The organism is Mycolicibacterium parafortuitum (genome assembly GCF_010725485.1).
In the GTDB taxonomy this organism is placed as follows: Bacteria; Actinomycetota; Actinomycetes; order Mycobacteriales; family Mycobacteriaceae; genus Mycobacterium.
Genome location: NZ_AP022598.1, coordinates 1,942,107 through 1,958,931, shown reverse-complemented (window position 1 = coordinate 1,958,931; position 16,825 = coordinate 1,942,107). Strand labels below are relative to the sequence as shown.

The 16,825-nt window shown below is 68.4% G+C and carries 17 protein-coding genes, 1 tRNA gene and 1 other RNA gene; 8 read left to right on the top strand and 11 right to left on the bottom strand.

The window, feature by feature from the left end; translation table 11 throughout:
- Position 1 precedes the first annotated feature (1 nt).
- The 3 genes from NTM_RS09300 to NTM_RS09290 all read right to left on the bottom strand — a co-directional run bounded on the left by NTM_RS09300 (position 2) and on the right by NTM_RS09290 (position 1,948).
- Positions 2-886 (bottom strand): hypothetical protein, encoded by an 885-nt coding sequence (locus NTM_RS09300; protein ID WP_163766125.1) that lies wholly within the window; start codon positions 884-886, stop codon positions 2-4.
- 113 nt (positions 887-999) lie between these two features.
- Positions 1,000-1,611, bottom strand: a complete 612-nt coding sequence (gene recR, locus NTM_RS09295) for a recombination mediator RecR (protein WP_104862705.1) — start codon at positions 1,609-1,611, stop codon at positions 1,000-1,002.
- Positions 1,612-1,615: 4 nt separating this feature from the next.
- Entirely contained in the window at positions 1,616-1,948 is a 333-nt protein-coding gene (locus tag NTM_RS09290) for a YbaB/EbfC family nucleoid-associated protein (RefSeq protein ID WP_163766124.1), read from the bottom strand.
- Between the two features lie 118 nt (positions 1,949-2,066).
- Between NTM_RS09290 and NTM_RS09285 the strand changes: the two genes are divergently transcribed.
- Positions 2,067-2,819, top strand: a complete 753-nt coding sequence (locus NTM_RS09285) for an Rv3717 family N-acetylmuramoyl-L-alanine amidase (RefSeq protein ID WP_163769431.1) — start codon at positions 2,067-2,069, stop codon at positions 2,817-2,819.
- A 15-nt stretch (positions 2,820-2,834) separates the two neighbouring features.
- On the opposite strand, the gene NTM_RS09280 is transcribed toward NTM_RS09285, so the two are convergent.
- The gene (locus NTM_RS09280) at positions 2,835-3,281 is read right to left on the bottom strand and encodes an SRPBCC family protein (RefSeq protein ID WP_104862708.1); all 447 of its coding nucleotides are present in this window, start codon (positions 3,279-3,281) and stop codon (positions 2,835-2,837) included.
- A gap of 104 nt (positions 3,282-3,385) precedes the next feature.
- Here NTM_RS09280 and NTM_RS09275 point away from each other — a divergent pair, with 104 nt between their 5' ends.
- The 3 genes from NTM_RS09275 to NTM_RS09265 are packed head-to-tail and all read left to right on the top strand — an operon-like array spanning position 3,386 to position 6,478.
- Positions 3,386-4,765, top strand: a complete 1,380-nt coding sequence (locus tag NTM_RS09275) for an FAD-binding oxidoreductase (RefSeq protein WP_163766123.1) — start codon at positions 3,386-3,388, stop codon at positions 4,763-4,765.
- Positions 4,762-6,084, top strand: a complete 1,323-nt coding sequence (locus NTM_RS09270; RefSeq protein ID WP_163766122.1) for a class I SAM-dependent methyltransferase — start codon at positions 4,762-4,764, stop codon at positions 6,082-6,084. The genes NTM_RS09275 and NTM_RS09270 overlap by 4 nt, the downstream gene beginning before the upstream one ends.
- Positions 6,085-6,100: 16 nt before the next feature.
- Entirely contained in the window at positions 6,101-6,478 is a 378-nt protein-coding gene (locus NTM_RS09265) for a phage holin family protein (RefSeq protein ID WP_104862711.1), read from the top strand.
- 34 nt (positions 6,479-6,512) lie between these two features.
- Here NTM_RS09265 and NTM_RS09260 read toward each other — a convergent pair whose 3' ends face one another.
- The 3 genes from NTM_RS09260 to ffs form a co-directional block, all read right to left on the bottom strand.
- Entirely contained in the window at positions 6,513-8,498 is a 1,986-nt protein-coding gene (locus NTM_RS09260; protein WP_163766121.1) for a DNA polymerase III subunits gamma/tau, read from the bottom strand.
- An 83-nt stretch (positions 8,499-8,581) separates the two neighbouring features.
- A complete protein-coding gene (locus NTM_RS09255) occupies positions 8,582-9,868 on the bottom strand; it encodes an aspartate aminotransferase type Ic (RefSeq protein WP_163766120.1) in 1,287 nt (428 codons plus the stop codon).
- A gap of 40 nt (positions 9,869-9,908) precedes the next feature.
- Positions 9,909-10,003: signal recognition particle sRNA small type (gene ffs / locus NTM_RS09250), an RNA gene on the bottom strand.
- A 94-nt stretch (positions 10,004-10,097) separates the two neighbouring features.
- Between ffs and NTM_RS09245 the strand changes: the two genes are divergently transcribed.
- The 4 genes from NTM_RS09245 (at position 10,098) to NTM_RS09230 (ending at position 13,186) form a co-directional block, all read left to right on the top strand.
- Positions 10,098-10,183: transfer RNA gene (locus tag NTM_RS09245), tRNA-Ser, on the top strand.
- A gap of 69 nt (positions 10,184-10,252) precedes the next feature.
- Positions 10,253-10,999 (top strand): lipid uptake coordinator LucA, encoded by a 747-nt coding sequence (gene lucA / locus NTM_RS09240; protein ID WP_163766119.1) that lies wholly within the window; start codon positions 10,253-10,255, stop codon positions 10,997-10,999.
- Positions 11,000-11,051: 52 nt separating this feature from the next.
- A complete protein-coding gene (locus NTM_RS09235) occupies positions 11,052-12,065 on the top strand; it encodes a S1C family serine protease (protein ID WP_163766118.1) in 1,014 nt (337 codons plus the stop codon).
- A 50-nt stretch (positions 12,066-12,115) separates the two neighbouring features.
- The gene (locus NTM_RS09230) at positions 12,116-13,186 is read left to right on the top strand and encodes an NAD(P)H-dependent amine dehydrogenase family protein (protein WP_163766117.1); all 1,071 of its coding nucleotides are present in this window, start codon (positions 12,116-12,118) and stop codon (positions 13,184-13,186) included.
- Between the two features lie 192 nt (positions 13,187-13,378).
- Here NTM_RS09230 and NTM_RS09225 read toward each other — a convergent pair whose 3' ends face one another.
- Genes NTM_RS09225 through NTM_RS09210 form a run of 4 tightly spaced genes read right to left on the bottom strand, consistent with a single transcriptional unit; the run spans position 13,379 to position 16,801 of the window.
- Positions 13,379-14,134 (bottom strand): thioesterase II family protein, encoded by a 756-nt coding sequence (locus tag NTM_RS09225; RefSeq protein ID WP_163766116.1) that lies wholly within the window; start codon positions 14,132-14,134, stop codon positions 13,379-13,381.
- Positions 14,131-14,673, bottom strand: a complete 543-nt coding sequence (locus NTM_RS09220) for a hypothetical protein (RefSeq protein WP_232079668.1) — start codon at positions 14,671-14,673, stop codon at positions 14,131-14,133. The genes NTM_RS09225 and NTM_RS09220 overlap by 4 nt, the downstream gene beginning before the upstream one ends.
- 23 nt (positions 14,674-14,696) lie before the next feature.
- Positions 14,697-15,746 (bottom strand): non-homologous end-joining DNA ligase, encoded by a 1,050-nt coding sequence (gene ligD, locus NTM_RS09215; protein ID WP_163766115.1) that lies wholly within the window; start codon positions 15,744-15,746, stop codon positions 14,697-14,699.
- A complete protein-coding gene (locus NTM_RS09210; RefSeq protein WP_163769429.1) occupies positions 15,746-16,801 on the bottom strand; it encodes an ATP-dependent DNA ligase in 1,056 nt (351 codons plus the stop codon). Before NTM_RS09210 ends, ligD begins: the two co-directional genes overlap by 1 nt.
- Positions 16,802-16,825 lie beyond the last annotated feature (24 nt).

Genomic DNA, 16,825 nt, shown 5'->3' with positions numbered 1-16,825 from the left:
GCTAGGCGGCAACGATCCCAGCTGGTGTGGACGCGCGCAGGGTGAGCGGGCATCCTCTGCTTCGCAAGGCGATCTCGACGCGCTTCAGCCAGGCCGCCGGCTTGTCCTCGGCGATGACGCGGACGACGATCCAGCCTTGCTCCTCGAGCATCCGCAGCCGGGCGATGTCCTTGACGTACTGAGCGCGGTTCTTGCGGTGATGGTCACCGTCGTACTCGACGGCCACGCCGAACTCGTCCCACCCCATGTCGAGGAAAGCGACGGGCCTCGCGCCGGCACACACCGGGATCTGGGTCTCCGGTTTCGGAAATCCGTTGTCGTGCAACATCAGCCGAATGAGAGTCTCCCGTGGGGACGCAGCACCGCCGTCGATCAGCGGAAGCAATTCACGCAGCTGGATCACTCCCCGGGCGCGCGGGTGTCGTTCGGCGAGGGTGAGAACGTCGTCGATCTCGTAGCGCTGGTTCCACATCAGAGCGTCCAGCCGCACCAACGCCTCGGCTCTGTCGAGAAGGCGCCCCAGGTCGAACGCGGTCCTGACGCGCGTGGTGACGGGCAGGCCCGATCGACGTGTCACCTCGTCCGCGGCGAGCGTCTCGGTGCGCAGAGTCAGGCCTTCCTGGGGTCTGCCCTTCGCCCCGGTCAGCTCGATCGGGATCGTGAGATCCACCCAGGGTGCACCGTGCAACGCCGCCGCGGTACGGCCCGAGATCACTCCCTTCCGTCCCGTGGCCAGCCACGCGCCGATGGCCCGGTCCCGCAGGGTGACCTCGATGCCGTTGCGTACGAACACCCCGCGGTAGAGCCGCGTGTAGTCGCACGCGAGTTCGTGGCGCGTCGCGACGCCGGCTCTGACCGCTTCACCACCCAGAATCACCCGGTCCATGGCTGTCATGATGCCGACGCCCACCGACATGTCCCGAAATCCACGTTTTGCAGCGAAAGTGCGAGTAACCGCCTGCAAAAGGTGGATTTCGGCGTACTTCGTCGCGCAGTTCGTCAGGCCATCGCGCGGCGGCCCGCCAGCGCGCGGCCCAGCGTGAGCTCGTCGGCGAACTCCAGATCCCCACCCATCGGCAGCCCGGACGCGATGCGCGTCACCGTGAGCCCCGGGATGTCGCGCAGCATCCGCACCAGATAGGTCGCGGTCGCCTCCCCCTCGGTGTTCGGGTCGGTCGCGATGATGACCTCGGCGACGTCCACGCCGTCGACGCGTTCACCGATCCTGTTCAGCAGCTCGCGAATCCGCAGCTGGTCCGGCCCGACCCCGGACAGCGGATCCAATGCGCCGCCGAGCACGTGGTAGCGGCCACGGAACTCCCGCGTGCGCTCGACGGCCTGCACGTCCTTGGGTTCCTCGACGACGCAGATCAACGACGCGTCCCGGCGCGGATCACCGCAGATGCGGCACCGCTCCTCGTCGCTGACGTTGCCGCACACCGCGCAGAACGTGACACCGTCGCGCACCCGGTTGAGCACCGCGGTCAGCCGGTCGATGTCGGGCGGCTCGACCGACAGCAGATGGAATGCGATCCGCTGGGCACTCTTGGGCCCGATCCCGGGCAGCTTGCCGAGCTCGTCGATCAGATCCTGGACAGGTCCTTCGAACAAAAAGTCACATCCCCGGCAGGCCGAGCCCGCCCATGCCGCCCGCGAGCGGCCCCAGCCGGTCGTGCGCCAGGATGGTGACCTGCTTGGCGGCGTCGGCGATCGCCCCGACCACGAGATCCTGCAGAGTCTCGATGTCCTCCGGGTCAACGACCTTCGGATCGATCGCCACCCCGGTCACCTCGCCGCTGCCCTTCATCGTCACCTGGACCAGACCGCCACCGGCCTGTCCGTGCACCTCGGAGTTGGCCAGCGCCTCCTGGGCTTCCATCAGCTGCTGCTGCACCTGCTGGGCCTGGGCGAGGAGGGCTGACATATCGGGTTGTCCACCGGGCTGCATGGCTGATCCTCTGTACGGGTTTGGTTGCGTCACGGTCTCGACTTGGTTGCGCTCGTCGTGAAGCGGCACTTTGGGGTTCCAGCCTAGTCCGCAGCGGGGCTACCGTGTCGCCGTGCCCATGCCAGCCAGACTGCGTGTCGGGGCCGCGGTGGCCGCCGGCATGCTCGCCGCATCGACTTTCACTGCATCGTCGATCCTCGCCGGACCGGCGCAAGCGGCGCCCACCAACATCGCGGGAAAGATCGTCTTCCTCGACCCCGGCCATCAGGCCTCGATGGAGGGGCTCAGCCGCCAGGTGCCGACCGGCCGCGGCGGCACCAAGGACTGTCAGGCCAGCGGCACCTCCACCGAGGACGGTCTCGCCGAGCACACCTTCGCGTGGGACACCACACTGCGCATCCGCCAGGCCCTGACCGCGCTGGGGGTGCGCACCGCGATGTCGCGCGGCGACGACACCGGTCCGGGGCCGTGCGTCGACGAGCGCGCCGCACTGGCCAACTCGGTCCGGCCCAACGCCGTCGTGTCGATACACGCCGACGGCGGCCCGCCCACCGGACGCGGCTTCCACGTGCTCTACTCGTCGCCGCCGCTGAACGCCGCGCAGGCCGGGCCCTCGGTGCAGTTCGCGAAGGTGATGCGCGATGCGCTCGCCGGTTCGGGCATTCCACCGGCCACCTACATCGGCCAGCAGGGCCTCAACCCCCGCACGGACATCGCGGGCCTCAACCTGGCCCAGTACCCGTCGATCCTCGTCGAGCTCGGCAACATGAAGAACCCGGTGGACTCGGCGCTGATGAAGACCGCCGAGGGCAGGCAGCGCTACGCCGACGCGGTCGTGCGCGGAATCGTCGCGTTCCTGAGCCAGGCCTAGCCGCCTCGCGAAGTGTCAGGGCTTGGCGCCCTCGACCTCACGCTTGAGGTTGCCCAGCACCTCGGCCTGGATCTTGCGCAGACCCAGCGGGGCGAAGGTCTTCTCGAAGAAGCCGCCGATGCCGCCGGCACCCTGCCACGACGTCTTGACCGTCACCGACGAGCCCGGACCCGCCGGTGCGACGGTCCAGTTGGTCACCATCGACGAGTTCGCGTCCTTCTCGATGACGGTCCGGCCGGCGACGTCGACGGAGGCCTTGACGTCGCGGGACCGCGACTTGGTCGCCTGCAGCTTCCATTCGGCCACGGTGCCCGCACCCTGGCCGCCTTCGAGCACCCGGTAGCCGCTGTAGTGCGCGGAAAGGATCTTCGGGCGCATGGCCTGATAGTCCGCGACGGCACCGAGCACCGTCTCCGGGTCGGCGTCGATCAGGACCGTACTGGACGCGCTGACCTGTCCCATCAGTGCAAACTCCTTGTCAAGCGGGGGTCACAGTTGTCTTTGCAGTGTCTGTGAGCCTGGCGAGTGCGGTCGCATCAGCTTCCACTGCGGACTAGCGTATATGTGTGTCTGTTTCCCCGACCGACGCACGAGCTTCATACACCGCGGGCGTCCAGCGTTTGTTGGCGAGCTACCGCGCCATCCCGGCCGACGCCGCCGTCCGGCTGGCCAAACCCACGTCCAATCTGTTCCGCGCCAGGGCCAAGAACACCACCAAGGGCCTGGACGTCTCCGGTCTGGGCGGAGTCATCGGGGTCGATCCCGAAACCCGCACCGCCGACGTCGCCGGTATGTGCACCTACGAGGACCTGGTGGCCGCGACACTGCCATACGGACTTTCACCGCTGGTGGTCCCGCAGCTCAAGACGATCACCCTCGGCGGAGCCGTCACCGGGCTCGGCATCGAGTCGGCGTCGTTCCGCAACGGCCTGCCGCACGAATCCGTACTCGAGATGGACATCCTCACCGGAACAGGCGACATCGTGCGCGCCTCGGCCGACGAGAACGCCGAGCTGTTCCGCGCCTTCCCGAACTCTTATGGCACGCTGGGCTATTCGGTCCGGTTGAAGATCGAGTTGGAGCCGGTCAAGCCGTTCGTCGAGCTTCGCCATCTGCGATTCCACTCGCTGACGGAGCTCGTCGAGACGATGGACCGGATCGTCGAGACCGGTGGCCTGGACGGCGAGCGTATCGACTACCTCGACGGCGTGGTGTTCAGCGCCGACGAGAGCTATCTGTGCATCGGAATCCAGTCCGCGACACCGGGTCCGGTCAGCGATTACACCGGAGCGCAGATCTACTACCGCTCGATCCAGCATCCGGACGGCGAGAAGCACGACCGGCTCACCATCCACGACTACCTGTGGCGGTGGGACACCGACTGGTTCTGGTGTTCACGGGCTTTCGGCGCGCAGAACCCCAGGATCCGGCGGTTCTGGCCACGCCGGCTTCGGCGAAGCAGCTTCTACTGGAAGCTGATCGGTTACGACCAGCGCTTCGACATCGCCGACCGCATCGAGATGCGCAACGGCAGGCCTCCGCGCGAGCGCGTCGTCCAGGACATCGAGGTGCCGATCGAGCGGACCGCCGAGTTCGTGCGGTGGTTCCTCGACACCGTCCCGATCGAGCCGATCTGGTTGTGCCCGTTGCGCCTGCGCGACGACCGGTCCTGGTCGCTGTATCCGCTGCGCCCGCAGCACACCTACGTCAATGTCGGGTTCTGGTCCTCGGTGCCGGTCGGCCCCGAGGAGGGTTACACCAACAAGCTGATCGAGCACAAGGTCGGTGAACTCGACGGCCACAAGTCGCTGTACTCGGATTCGTACTACTCGGCCGACGAGTTCGATGCGCTCTACGGCGGAGAGGTGTACAAGACCGTCAAGAAGACCTACGACCCGGACTCCCGTTTTCTCGACCTCTATGCGAAGGCGGTACAGCGGAAATGACCACTTTTCGTGAGCGGACCAACGATCCGACCCCGAACCCGGAGCGGCGGCTGACATTGGCGGAGGTGCTGGAGATCTTCGCCGCGGGACGGTTCCCGTTGAAGTTCACCGCCTACGACGGAAGCAGCACCGGCCCCGAGGATGCGGAGATCGGGATCGACCTGCTGACCCCGCGCGGGACGACCTATCTCGCCACCGCCCCCGGCGATCTCGGTCTCGCGCGCGCCTACATCGCCGGTGACCTCGAGCTTCGCGGGGTACACCCGGGAGATCCATACGACCTGCTCAACTCGCTGACCGACAAGCTCGAATACAAGCGGCCCCCGGCCCGGGTGCTGGCCCAGGTGGTCAGGTCGATCGGGGTCGAGCACCTCAAGATCATCCCGCCGCCACCCCAGGAGCATCTCCCCCGCTGGCGGCGCATCGCAGAAGGGTTGCGGCACAGTAAAACCCGCGACGCCGAGGCCATCCACCACCACTATGACGTGTCGAACACCTTCTACGGGTGGGTGCTCGGGCCGTCGATGACCTACACCTGCGCGTGCTACCCCCACCAGGACGCCACGCTGGAAGAGGCGCAGGAGAACAAGTACCGACTGGTGTTCGAGAAGCTGCGCCTCAAGCCGGGTGACCGGCTCCTCGACGTCGGATGCGGCTGGGGCGGCATGGTGCGCTACGCCGCGCGCCACGGCGTTCACGCCGTCGGGGTGACCCTGTCGAGGGAGCAGGCGGAGTGGGCCACGGCCGCGATCGAGCGGGAGGGCCTCGGCGAGCTCGCCGAGGTGCGCCACGGTGACTACCGGGATGTGCGCGAATCGCAGTTCGACGCAGTGTCTTCCATCGGCCTGACCGAGCACATCGGGGTGGCCAACTATCCCGCGTACTTCCGTTTCCTGAAGTCGAAGCTGCGCGTCGGTGGGCTCCTGCTCAACCACTGCATCACCCGCCACGACAACCATTCCACCGCCAGCGCGGGCGGTTTCATCGACCGCTACGTATTCCCTGACGGGGAGCTGACCGGCTCGGGCCGCATCATCACCGAGGCCCAGGACGTCGGCCTCGAGGTCGTGCACGAGGAGAACCTGCGGCACCACTACGCGATGACGTTGCGCGATTGGAACCGGAACCTGGTGGAGCACTGGGACGAAGCTGTCGCCGAGGTCGGTCTGCCCACCGCGAAGGTGTGGGGGCTCTACATGGCCGCGTCGCGGGTGGGCTTCGAACAGAACGCCATCCAGCTGCACCAGGTGCTGGCCGTCAAGCTCGACGAGCGCGGCCGCGACGGCGGGCTGCCTTTGCGGCCTTGGTGGAACGCCTGACGGCTATGCTGCGCGGATGGTCCGGTTTCTGCTGCGTGTCGCGGTGTTCCTGGGGTCGTCGGCGATCGGGCTGCTCGTCGCCGGGTGGCTGGTACCCGGGGTATCGCTGTCGGTATGGGGTTTCGTCACCGCGGTGGTGATCTTCACGGTGGCACAGGCGATCCTGTCACCGTTCTTCCTGAAGATGGCCAGCCGCTACGCTTCGGCGTTCCTCGGCGGCATCGGTTTGGTGTCCACGTTCGCCGCGCTGCTGCTCGCCTCGCTGTTCTCCAACGGGCTGAGCATCCGCGGGGTCGGATCGTGGATCGCCGCGACCGTGGTGGTCTGGTTGGTCACGGCCCTGGCGACGGTGGTCCTACCGGCGCTGGTGCTCAAGGAGAAGAAGGCCGCGTAGCTCGACTGCCCAGCCCGGCTACCCGGCTTCGCGGTCAGCCGTCGATTCGGCGCGCGCCCAGTTCGTTCTGCAGCAACTCCAGCGCCGCTTCCTCGGGATCGCGGCGCGGAGCAGCCGGATCGATCGTGCTGGCCTCGGCCAGCATGCTCTCCTCGTCGTCGCCGTCCGGGGATGGCGGAGGCTCGGCGGGCGCGCGGGTCGGCTCGGGGCGCGCCGGCGCGGGTGCGGCCGCGGTTCCCGGCTCGCACACCACCTTCCAGTTCACGCCGAGGGCGTCTTTGAGCGCTTCCCTGATCACGTCGGCGTTGCGCTGTTCGCACAACCGCCGGGCCAGCGGCGCCGATTCGTGGGTCAGCATCAGGGTGTCTCCCTCGACCGCACGCACGATCGCGCCCGCGAGCATCACCTCGGTGGTGCGGCTACGCTCGCGCACCTTCTCCCGCACCGTCGGCCACATGCTGCGCACCGCGGCCGCATTGGGTTCGCCTGCCGCGACGGCGGCGGCCGGGGTCGCCGGCGGCGCCTCGACGGCCGGGGCGGCGGGCTGGCGCACCGGTGGGGGTGGCGCAGCGGGTGCAGCCTGAGCAGCTGGTGCCTGCCGGGGCGGCTGAGCTGGCGCAGGTGGCGTTGGCTCAGGTGACGGTGCGGCCGGCTGTGGTGGTGCCGGAACCTGCTCGGGCGCGGCGACTCTCGGCGCCGGTTCGGGCTCGGGCCGGCGCGGCGGGACGGGCGCGGCCGGCGGCACGGGTTCCGGCTCGGGCGCGGGCGCGGGGGTGGACGCCGACGCGGCTTCGCTCCTGCGGACGAACTGCTTGCGGGGGGGCGCCTGGGTGCTCGTGGCGATCTCGTCGCTGGCCGGGATCGACAGGTCCAGCCGGGTCTCGATGCGTTCGACGCGCTGCAGCAGCGCCGCCTCGGTATCGCTGGCCGACGGCAGCAGCAGCCGCGCGCACATCACCTCGAGCAGCAGCCGGGGCGCGGTCGCGCCGCGCATCTCGCCGAGCCCGGCGTGCACCACCTCGGCGAAGCGGGTCAGCGTCGCGGTGCCCAGCTGCGAGGCCTGTTCACGCATCCGCTCCAGCACGTCCTCGGGTCCGTCCACCACGCCGCGCGCGACAGCGTCGGGCACGGCCTGCAACACGATCAGGTCGCGGAACCGTTCCAGCAGATCGGTGGCGAAGCGGCGCGGGTCGTGCCCGGCGTCGATGACCCCCTCCACGGCGCCGAACAGCGCCGCGGAGTCGTTGGCCGCGAGCGCGTCGATGGCCTCGTCGATCAGCGCCAGGTCGGTGGCCCCCAGCAGGGACAGCGCGCGCTGGTAGGCGACATGATTGCCCTGGGCGCCCGCCAGCAGCTGGTCGAGCACGCTGAGGGTGTCGCGGGGTGAACCGCCGCCGGCACGAATCACCAGCGGATAGACCGCGTCGTCGACGGTCACGTTCTCGGACGCGACGATCTTCTCGATCAGCGTGCGCATCGTCTTCGGCGCCAGCAGCCGGAACGGGTAGTGGTGGGTGCGCGACCGGATGGTCGGCAGCACCTTCTCGGGTTCGGTGGTCGCGAACACGAAGATCAGGTGCTCGGGTGGCTCCTCGACGATCTTGAGCAGCGCGTTGAAGCCGGCCGTGGTGACCATGTGCGCCTCGTCGACGATGAAGATCCGGTAGCGCGACTGGGCCGGCGCGTAGAACGCGCGGTCCCGCAGTTCACGGGTGTCGTCCACACCGCCGTGGCTGGCCGCGTCGAGTTCGGTGACATCCATGTTGCCGGGCCCGTTCGGGGCCAGCGCGACGCACGAGTCGCACACCCCGCACGGCGTGGCCGTCGGGCCCTGCGCGCAGTTCAGCGAGCGGGCCAGGATGCGCGCCGACGAGGTCTTGCCGCAGCCACGTGGCCCGGAGAACAGGTAGGCGTGGTTGATGCGGCCCGAGTTCAGCGCCGTCGACAGCGGCTCGGTGACATGTTCCTGGCCCACGACTTCGGCGAATGTCGCCGGCCGGTACTTACGGTAGAGAGCCACGGAAGCAGGCTACCCAGTCGGTCCGACGATGCGGACGCCCCAGCGGACGAGGAGGAGGCCGACCATGTGAACAGTCGGTCCGACTACTCGGCGGCGAGCAGGTGCTCGACGGCCGCCAGCAGCGCACACGTGGAGAGCCCGTCGATCGCGTCGCGGAGGTCGGACGTGGCGGGGAAGGTCGGGGCGATCCGAATGTTCTTGTCGTCCGGGTCTTTTCGGTACGGGAAAGCCGACCCGGCCTCGGTCACGGCGATGCCGGCATCCTTGGCCAGCGCGACCGTGCGCCTGGCGGTGCCGGGCAGCACATCGAGGCTGATGAAGTAGCCGCCCTTGGGCTCGGTCCAGGACGCGATCTTCGAGTCCGCCAGCCGGTCTTCCAGGATCTCCAGCGCGAGTGCGAACTTCGGCGCGATCAACTGTTGGTGACGCTGCATGTGCAACCGCACCCCGTCGGCGTCGCCGAAGAACCGGGCGTGGCGCAACTGGTTGACCTTGTCCGGACCGATCGACCGTTTCCCGGCGTGCTGCAGGTACCACGCGATGTTGCCCAACGAGGCGCCCAGGAAGCTCACGCCGCCACCGGCGAAGGTGATCTTCGACGTCGAGGCGAACACCAGCGGCCGGTTGGGATGGTTCGCCGCCTCGGCCAGCCCGAGGATGTCGACCTGCTTGGGGAAGTCGTGGGTCAAGGTGTGCACCGCGTATGCGTTGTCCCACATGATGCGGAAATCGTTTGCCGCGGTCTGCATCTGGACCAGGCGCCGGGCCGTCTCCCACGAGTAGGTGGTGCCGGTCGGGTTGGAGTACACCGGCACGCACCAGATGCCCTTGATCGCCGGGTCGGCGGCGACGAGTTCTTCGATCAGGTCGATGTCGGGTCCGTCGTCGCGCAGCGGTACCGCGATCATCTCGATGCCGAGGCTCTCGGTGATCGCGAAATGCCGGTCGTAGCCCGGGGACGGGCACAGGAACTTGACGACAGGCTCCTGGCTCCACGGCCGCGGCGAGTCGACGCCTCCGTGCAGCAACGAGTACACGATCACGTCGTGCATGAACTCCAGGCTGGCGTTGTTGCCCGCGATCAGGTTCGGCACCGCGATGCCGAGCAGGTCGCCGAAGATCGCACGCAGTTCGTGCAGGCCGTGCAGTCCGCCGTAGTTGCGGGTGTCGGTGCCGTCGCGGTCCAGGTACGAGTCGGTTCCGGTGCCGGGAAGCGCGAGCAGGGCGTTGGACAGGTCCAACTGCTCGCTGCAGGGCTTGCCGCGGGTCAGGTCGAGACGGAGGCGCTTGGCCTGCAACTCGGCGTAGTCGCGTTGCTGCAGTTCGTGCTGTGCGCGCAGTTCGTCGCGGCCCAGCGAATGAAAAGACACCGCTCGCCTTTCACCGTGGTGGGTAACTCCGGCCGGAAAATCAAGGGGACCCCGCGCACCCGCCAGAGCCCGTTGACCCTTGCTGCCTTCCGGCCCTGGGGGAGTTCACAGGATGGACGCCGCGCGGGGTCCACGGCGAGTGTAATACCCCGGCGCTCCAGAGCCATCAGCGAGCAGCTCAACGGCGGGATTTGGGGAGACACCGTTGCCGTCGGCTACCATGACCGGCGGAGGATTCGCCTAGTGGCCTATGGCGCTCGCCTGGAACGCGGGTTGGGTTAATAGCCCTCAGGGGTTCAAATCCCCTATCCTCCGCACTCGCCCGGGGTGCGACCTGGTCACGGCCTTGTGGTCGCACCCCGGGCAACACCATCAAGGAGGAGTATGGGCCGCACCGCTGCGGTGATCTGGCACGCATCGTTCTCAGTCGCCGCCGGGGTCCTCTACTTCTTCTTCGTGCTTCCGCGCACCCCCGAGCTGCTCGGTGAGACACCGCAGGGACTCGGCACCGCGCTGCGCATCGTCACCGGCGCGCTGATCGGTCTGGCCGCGCTGCCTGTCATGTTCACCCTGGTGCGCACCCGCAAGCCCGAGTTCGGCACGCCGCAGATGGCGCTGAACCTGCGCACCACTTCGATCGTGATGCACGTGGTGGCCGGCGTGCTGATCGTCGCCACCGCCATCAGCGAGATCTGGCTGTCGCTGGATTCGGCCGGTCAGTGGTTGTTCGGCATCTACGGCGCCGCCGCCGCGATCGCACTGCTCGGGATGTTCGCGTTCTACCTGGCGTTCGTCGCCGAGCTGCCGCCGCCGCCCCCGAAACCGGTCAAGGTCAAGGAACGCACCAGCCGACGCGGCCGCAACAAGACCGACGACAACGCCGACGAGGACACCGCCGACGAGGATTCCACCGAGACGTCCGTGGAGTCGACGGAGAGCGCCGAAGCCGAGGCAGCCGACGCCGGTGACGAGGTGGGCTCCGGTCAGAACGGGGTAAAAGCCGAGGATGAGTCCGATCCCGACCCGACCGAGCCCGATGACGGCAAGCTGCGTAACCAGCGTCCCACCGGCAAGGGAACGGTCCTGGGCCGGCGCCGCAGAACCCGCGGCGGCGTCGCCGTCGAGGACTGACGCGACGGCCCCACGTCGACAGCCGCCGACGTCGCAGCCAGTATTGATGGTTATGGGCCTCCTTCGCCGCCACCGCGCGCTGCTGATTGCGCTGATCGCAATCCTCGCGCTGGTCTCCCCCGCCGCCCCGGCCGCGGCCGCTCCCGGTGATCCCGTCGCGGCCGCCGCACAGGTCGAACCCGCCGTCGTACGTATCGACACCACGGTCGACTATCAGGGCGTCGTCGGTCTCGGCACCGGTGTGGTGATCGATCAGAGCGGGCAGGTCCTGACGAACTTCCACGTCGTGCAGGGCGCCGACCGCATCGTGGGCACCGTCAACGGGCGTCCGTATCCCGCCCAGCTCGTCGGCTACGACCGCAGGCGCGACGTCGCGGTCCTCCAGTTACTGGGTGCCGGCGGTCTGCCCACGGCCCCGATCGGCGATGCGAACCTGCTGGCCCCCGGTGAGCCCGTCGTCGCGCTCGGCAACGCGATGGGGTCCAACGCACCGCTGACCCAGGAGGTCGGCACCCTGACCGGGTTCGGCCGCACGGTGAAGGCCGAGGACACCCTGACCGGATCGGCCGACGAACTGACCGGGCTGTTCGAGTTCGCGGCCCCGGTGCGCGCCGGGGATTCCGGCGGACCGGTTGTCGACTCGTCGGGCAGGGTCGTCGGGATCACCACGGCCGCGTCGGTGAACTTCCGGATGGGCCCTGGCGGTAAAGGATTCGCGATCCCGATCAACGACGCGATGGGCGTCGTCGACCAGATCCGCGCCGGGGTCCGGTCCGACTCGGTCCACATCGGTCCGCCCACCCTGCTCGGGGTCGGTGTCCAGACCACACCGCGGGGCGGGCCCGGGGTGCTGATCCGGGACGTGATGATCGGAGGACCGGCCGAGCAGGCCGGGCTGCAGCCGGGGGACATCCTGACCTCCGTCGACGGCACACCGCTGGACTCGACCACCACGCTGACCCTGGTGCTCGACCGGCACTACCCCGGCGAGACGCTCGAGCTCGCCTGGATCGACCGGGCCGGCCAACAACGCACCGGCACGGTGTTGTTGACGCCCGGCGTCTGATTTCCGGCAAAGCCGTTAACCGGGCTAGCCGTCGACCCTATGCTGAGCGAGTGCCCAACAATGCGTCATATCGGGTCGTCCAGTGGACGACAGGAAATGTCGGTAAGTCTTCGGTGGCGGCGATAGCCGCCAATCCACTCCTGGAACTGGTCGGCTGCTACGCATGGTCAGAGGACAAGGCCGGCCGCGACGTCGGCGAGCTCGTCGGCATCGAACCGCTCGGGGTGACCGCCACCGCCGACATCGATGCGCTGTTGTCGCTCAAACCCGACGTCGTGGTCTACAACCCGATGTGGATCGACGTCGACGAGCTGGTGCGCATCCTGGAGGCCGGGGTCAACGTGGTGGCCTCGGCGTCGTTCATCACCGGACACAACCTCGGCGACGGGCGCGACAAGCTGGCACAGGCATGTCAGCGGGGCGGCTCGACGCTGTTCGGCTCCGGAGTCAGTCCCGGCTTCGCCGAGTTGTTGGCCATCGTGGCCGGCACCGCCTGCGACCGCATCGACAAGATCACCATCGCCGAGTCCGCCGACACCACGCTCTACGACTCCCCCGACACCGAGCGCCCGGTCGGATTCGGCACCGCGATCGACGATCCCGACCTGGCGCCGATGGCGTCGCAGGGCACGGCGGTGTTCGCCGAAGCCGTGCGGTTGGTCGCCGACTCGCTGGGCATCGAGCTCGACGAGATCACGTGTGTGTCCGAATACGCCCAGACCACAGAGGATCTGGCGATGGCGTCGTGGACGATCCCGGCCGGTCACGTCGCCGGGGTGTACGCGAGCTGGCAGGGAATCGTCGACGGCAGGACCGTGATCGACATCAACGTGCGGTGGAAGAAGGGCCAGACCCTGGAACCGGACTGGCAACTCGACGGGGACGGATGGAAGATCACCATCGACGGCCGCCCGACGGTCAACATGCAGGTCGGCTTCCTGCCGCCGCAGGACATGATCGAGAACGCCAAGACGCTCGAGGACTTCTTCGTGCTCGGGCACATCATGACCGCGATGCCGCCGATCCACGCGATCCCGGCGGTGGTGGCCGCGGCGCCGGGTATCGCGACGTACAACGACCTGCCGCTGCCGCAGCCGCGGGGCGTCGTCGCGGGCCGGTAGCGAAAACAACGCCGCATCGCTGCGCGTCACGCAGTCACTGCCGTATCGACAGGACGGCTCCGGCCAGGAGCCGCGCCGCGACCGGCTCGACACGATGCTGTCGTTCTCGATGGACCGCCAGGCGTGGGAAACCGTGTGCCGCAACGATATCGAGACGACCGGGCTGGACCGGGTCCGGGAGTTCCTGGAGGTCTAGCCGACGTCGCGCAGCGTCTGGGTGACCACCTCGATGACCTTCTGCGGCTGCTTCTCCAGGTAGAAGTGCCCGCCGGTGAACAGATGCACCTGGCCGCCGCCGGAGGTGTGTTGTAACCACGCCCTGGCGTCGTCCTCGCTGGTCTTCGGGTCGTCGGTGGCGCTCATCACCACGACCGGCGCGTGCACGGCGACGTCGGTGCCGCGGTGATACGCCTGCAGGGCGCGGTAGTCGTTGCGGAACGCGGGCAGGAACGTCGACAACAGGTCGGGGTCGTTGAGTACCCGCGGATCGGTGCCGCCCAGGTCCCGCATCACGTCGATCAGGTCGCTGTCGCTCTTGCGTTCCCATTCGTCGCCGTAGCGGCTCGGTGCGCGCGAGCCCGACGCGAAGACGACCACCGGGCGACGGCCGGACAGCGATTCGTAGCGGCGGGTCACCTCGAACGCGAGCACCGCGCCCATGCTGTGCCCGAAGAACGCGGTGGGCTGCTCAGGGAGCGCGGTGAGCGCGGTGAACACCTGGTCGGCGAGGTCGTCGATGGTCTCGACGAACGGCTCGCTGTGCCGGTCCTGCCGGCCGGGGTACTGCACGCCGTAGACGTTGAACTCGGGGGCGAGCGCGGCCGACATCGGGAAGTAGTAGCTGGCCGATCCCCCCGCGTGCGGGAAACAGATCAACCGGATCCGGGCGTTCGGTGCGGGGTGGAAGTTGCGGAGCCAGCGGCTGCGCGGCGGCTGAGTCGTCGTCACGGCGCGGGCGCCGAATCGGGTCCGGGCGCGGGCACGGGTTCACCGGCGGGAGGCGGCGGTGGCGGTTCGGCCGGTGGTTCGGGCGGGGGCGCCTCGAAGACGCGCACGACGTTGGCCGACAACGTCGCCCCGGGCGGGCCCTCGACGGTCACGTCCTTGAGGATCTCCGCCTGGTCACCACTGACGGTGAACTTGCCCGGCTGGGGTGCGTGCCCGCCGAGCACCTCGTATTCGACGGTGAACGGCGTCTCCGGGAACGGGTGCAGCCCAACATATTTCGGATCGATGGTGTAGGTGTACAGGCAGGCCCCGGCCGGGTCGCAGTTCTGCGCGGTGACCCCGACCCCGATCATGAACTCTTTGGGCGTCGGCACCGACGGCGGAGGCGGCGCCGGCGGGGTGTACCGGGGGGCTGCCGACTCCTGCAGGTCGCGGTTGCCGAAGATCATGAATCCCGCGATGCCGATACCGCTGGCCAGCATCCCGACGATCGCCAGGGCCGCGAGCAGCTTGCGCAGGGTGTTGATCGGCAACGACATGCACAGCAGGGTAACGGGCGTTGTCAGTCGGCGATGCGATTGCCGTCCTGATCCCAGTGCGCGGCGACCTTCTTACTCGGCTGCACCCGCGGCGGTTCGCCCGGCATCTTGGGATAACTCGGCGGATACGGCAGGTCACCCTCGCCGCGTTCCTCGTCAGCCTTGGCCATGTCCAGCAGTTTCTCGATCGACTGGGCTTTCTCGTCGATGCCCGCCCACGGGTCCGGGCGGCCGGCGACAAAGTCCGGCACGGTCAGGATGGTGTAGTCGTCGGGGTCCGCGTCGCGCAGTTCGTCCCAGGTCAGCGGTGTCGACACGGTCGCGATCGGGGTCTTGCGCGCCGAGTACGGCGACGCGAACGTGCGGTCGCGTGCGTTCTGGTTGTAGTCGATGAACAGCCGTTTCCCACGTTCCTCCTTCCACCAGGACGTGGTGACCGCATCCGGGGCGCGGCGTTCCACTTCGCGGGCCAGCGCGATGCCCGCGCGGCGCACCTCGACGAAGTCCCAGTCGGTCGCGATCCGCAGGAACACGTGCACGCCGCGGCCGCCGGAGGTCTTCGGGTAGCCGACCAGGCCGAGTTCGTCGAGCAGCGGCTTGAGCACGTCGACCGCGACGCCCGCCGCCTCGGTGAAGCCGGTGCCGGGCTGCGGGTCGAGGTCGATGCGCAGTTCGTCGGGGTGCTCGGTGTCGGGGCAGCGCACCTGCCATGGATGCAGCGTCACGGTGCCCATCTGGGCTGCCCACGCGATCGCCGACGGGTGGGTGATCTTCAGCGCGTCGGCGGTGCGCCCGGACGGGAAGGTGACGGTGCAGGTTTCGAGGTAGCCGGGGTGCTTCTGCGGCACCCGCTTCTGGTAGATCTCCTCGCCGTCGATGCCGTCGGGGAACCGCTGCAGGTGCACGGGCCGGTCCCGTAGCAGTGTCACCATCCGGTCGGCCACCGACAGGTAGTAGTCGACGAGCTTGCCCTTGGTGCCGTCCTTGCCGAGCTTCGGGAAGTAGGGCTTGTCCGGGTTGGTCAGCCGGACCATCACTCCGTCGACGTCGATTTCGGTTGCGGGGCTTGGCATCAGGAGCTCTCCAGAACATCGTTGAGGTCGTAGTTCAGCGGCACGTCGAGCTGGTCGAAGGTGCAGCTGGCCGGATCGCGGTCGGGACGCCAGCGCAGGAACTTCACCGCGTGGCGGAACCTTCTGCCGTCGGCGGTGTTGCCCTCCATCTGGTCATAGGCCACCTCGCACACCTTTTCCGGGCGCACCGGGATCCAGCGTTTGTCGGCGGCGGAGTTCCAGCGGCTCGGTTCGCCGTCGCGCATATCGTCTCCGATGCGCAGCGGTTCGAGGTCGGCCAGCAGTGTCAGCCGGGCCTTGGCGGTGAACGACGCTGCCCCGCCGACCATCTGGAGCTCCCCGTCGTCGCGGTAGAGACCGAGCAGGATCGATCCGATACCCTCACCGCTCTTGTGGATCCGGTAACCGATGGCCACGCAGTCGGCGTCGCGGTGGTGTTTGACCTTGACCATCTCCCGTTTACCGGGCAGGTAGGGCCCGTCGAGTCGTTTGGCGATGATCCCGTCCAGACCCGCGCCTTCGAACTCGTCGAGCCATTGCGTACCGAGCGCGGGGTCTTCGGTGGTGCTGGTGACGTGGCACCACGTCTTGCCGTGGACCGCGTCGATCAGCGCCCCACGGCGGGTGCGGAACGCCTCCTTCATCAGCGACCTGTCCCCGAGGGCCAGCGCGTCGAAACCGATGAAATGCGCGGGTGTCTGTTCGGCCAGCATCCGGACACGGGACTCGGCGGGATGGATGCGCTGGCTCAGCGATTCCCAGTCCAGCCGGGTGCGCGAACCGATCTCGCGGGGCACGACGATCTCTCCGTCGAGGACGCAGCGCCGGGCGAGTTCGTCGCGCACCGCGTCGAGCACCTCGGGGAAGTAGCGGGCCAGGTCCTTCCCGCTGCGCGACAGCAGCACGACGTCATCGTCGTCCCGGAACACCAGCGCGCGGAAGCCGTCCCATTTCGGTTCGTAGGACCACACGCCGGGCTCGTCGGGTACCTTGGCCTGCGCCTTGGCCAGCATAGGCTCCAGCGGGGGTGACACGGGCAGACCCATAGCATCCATACTCACGTAGACCCGGGTACCCGG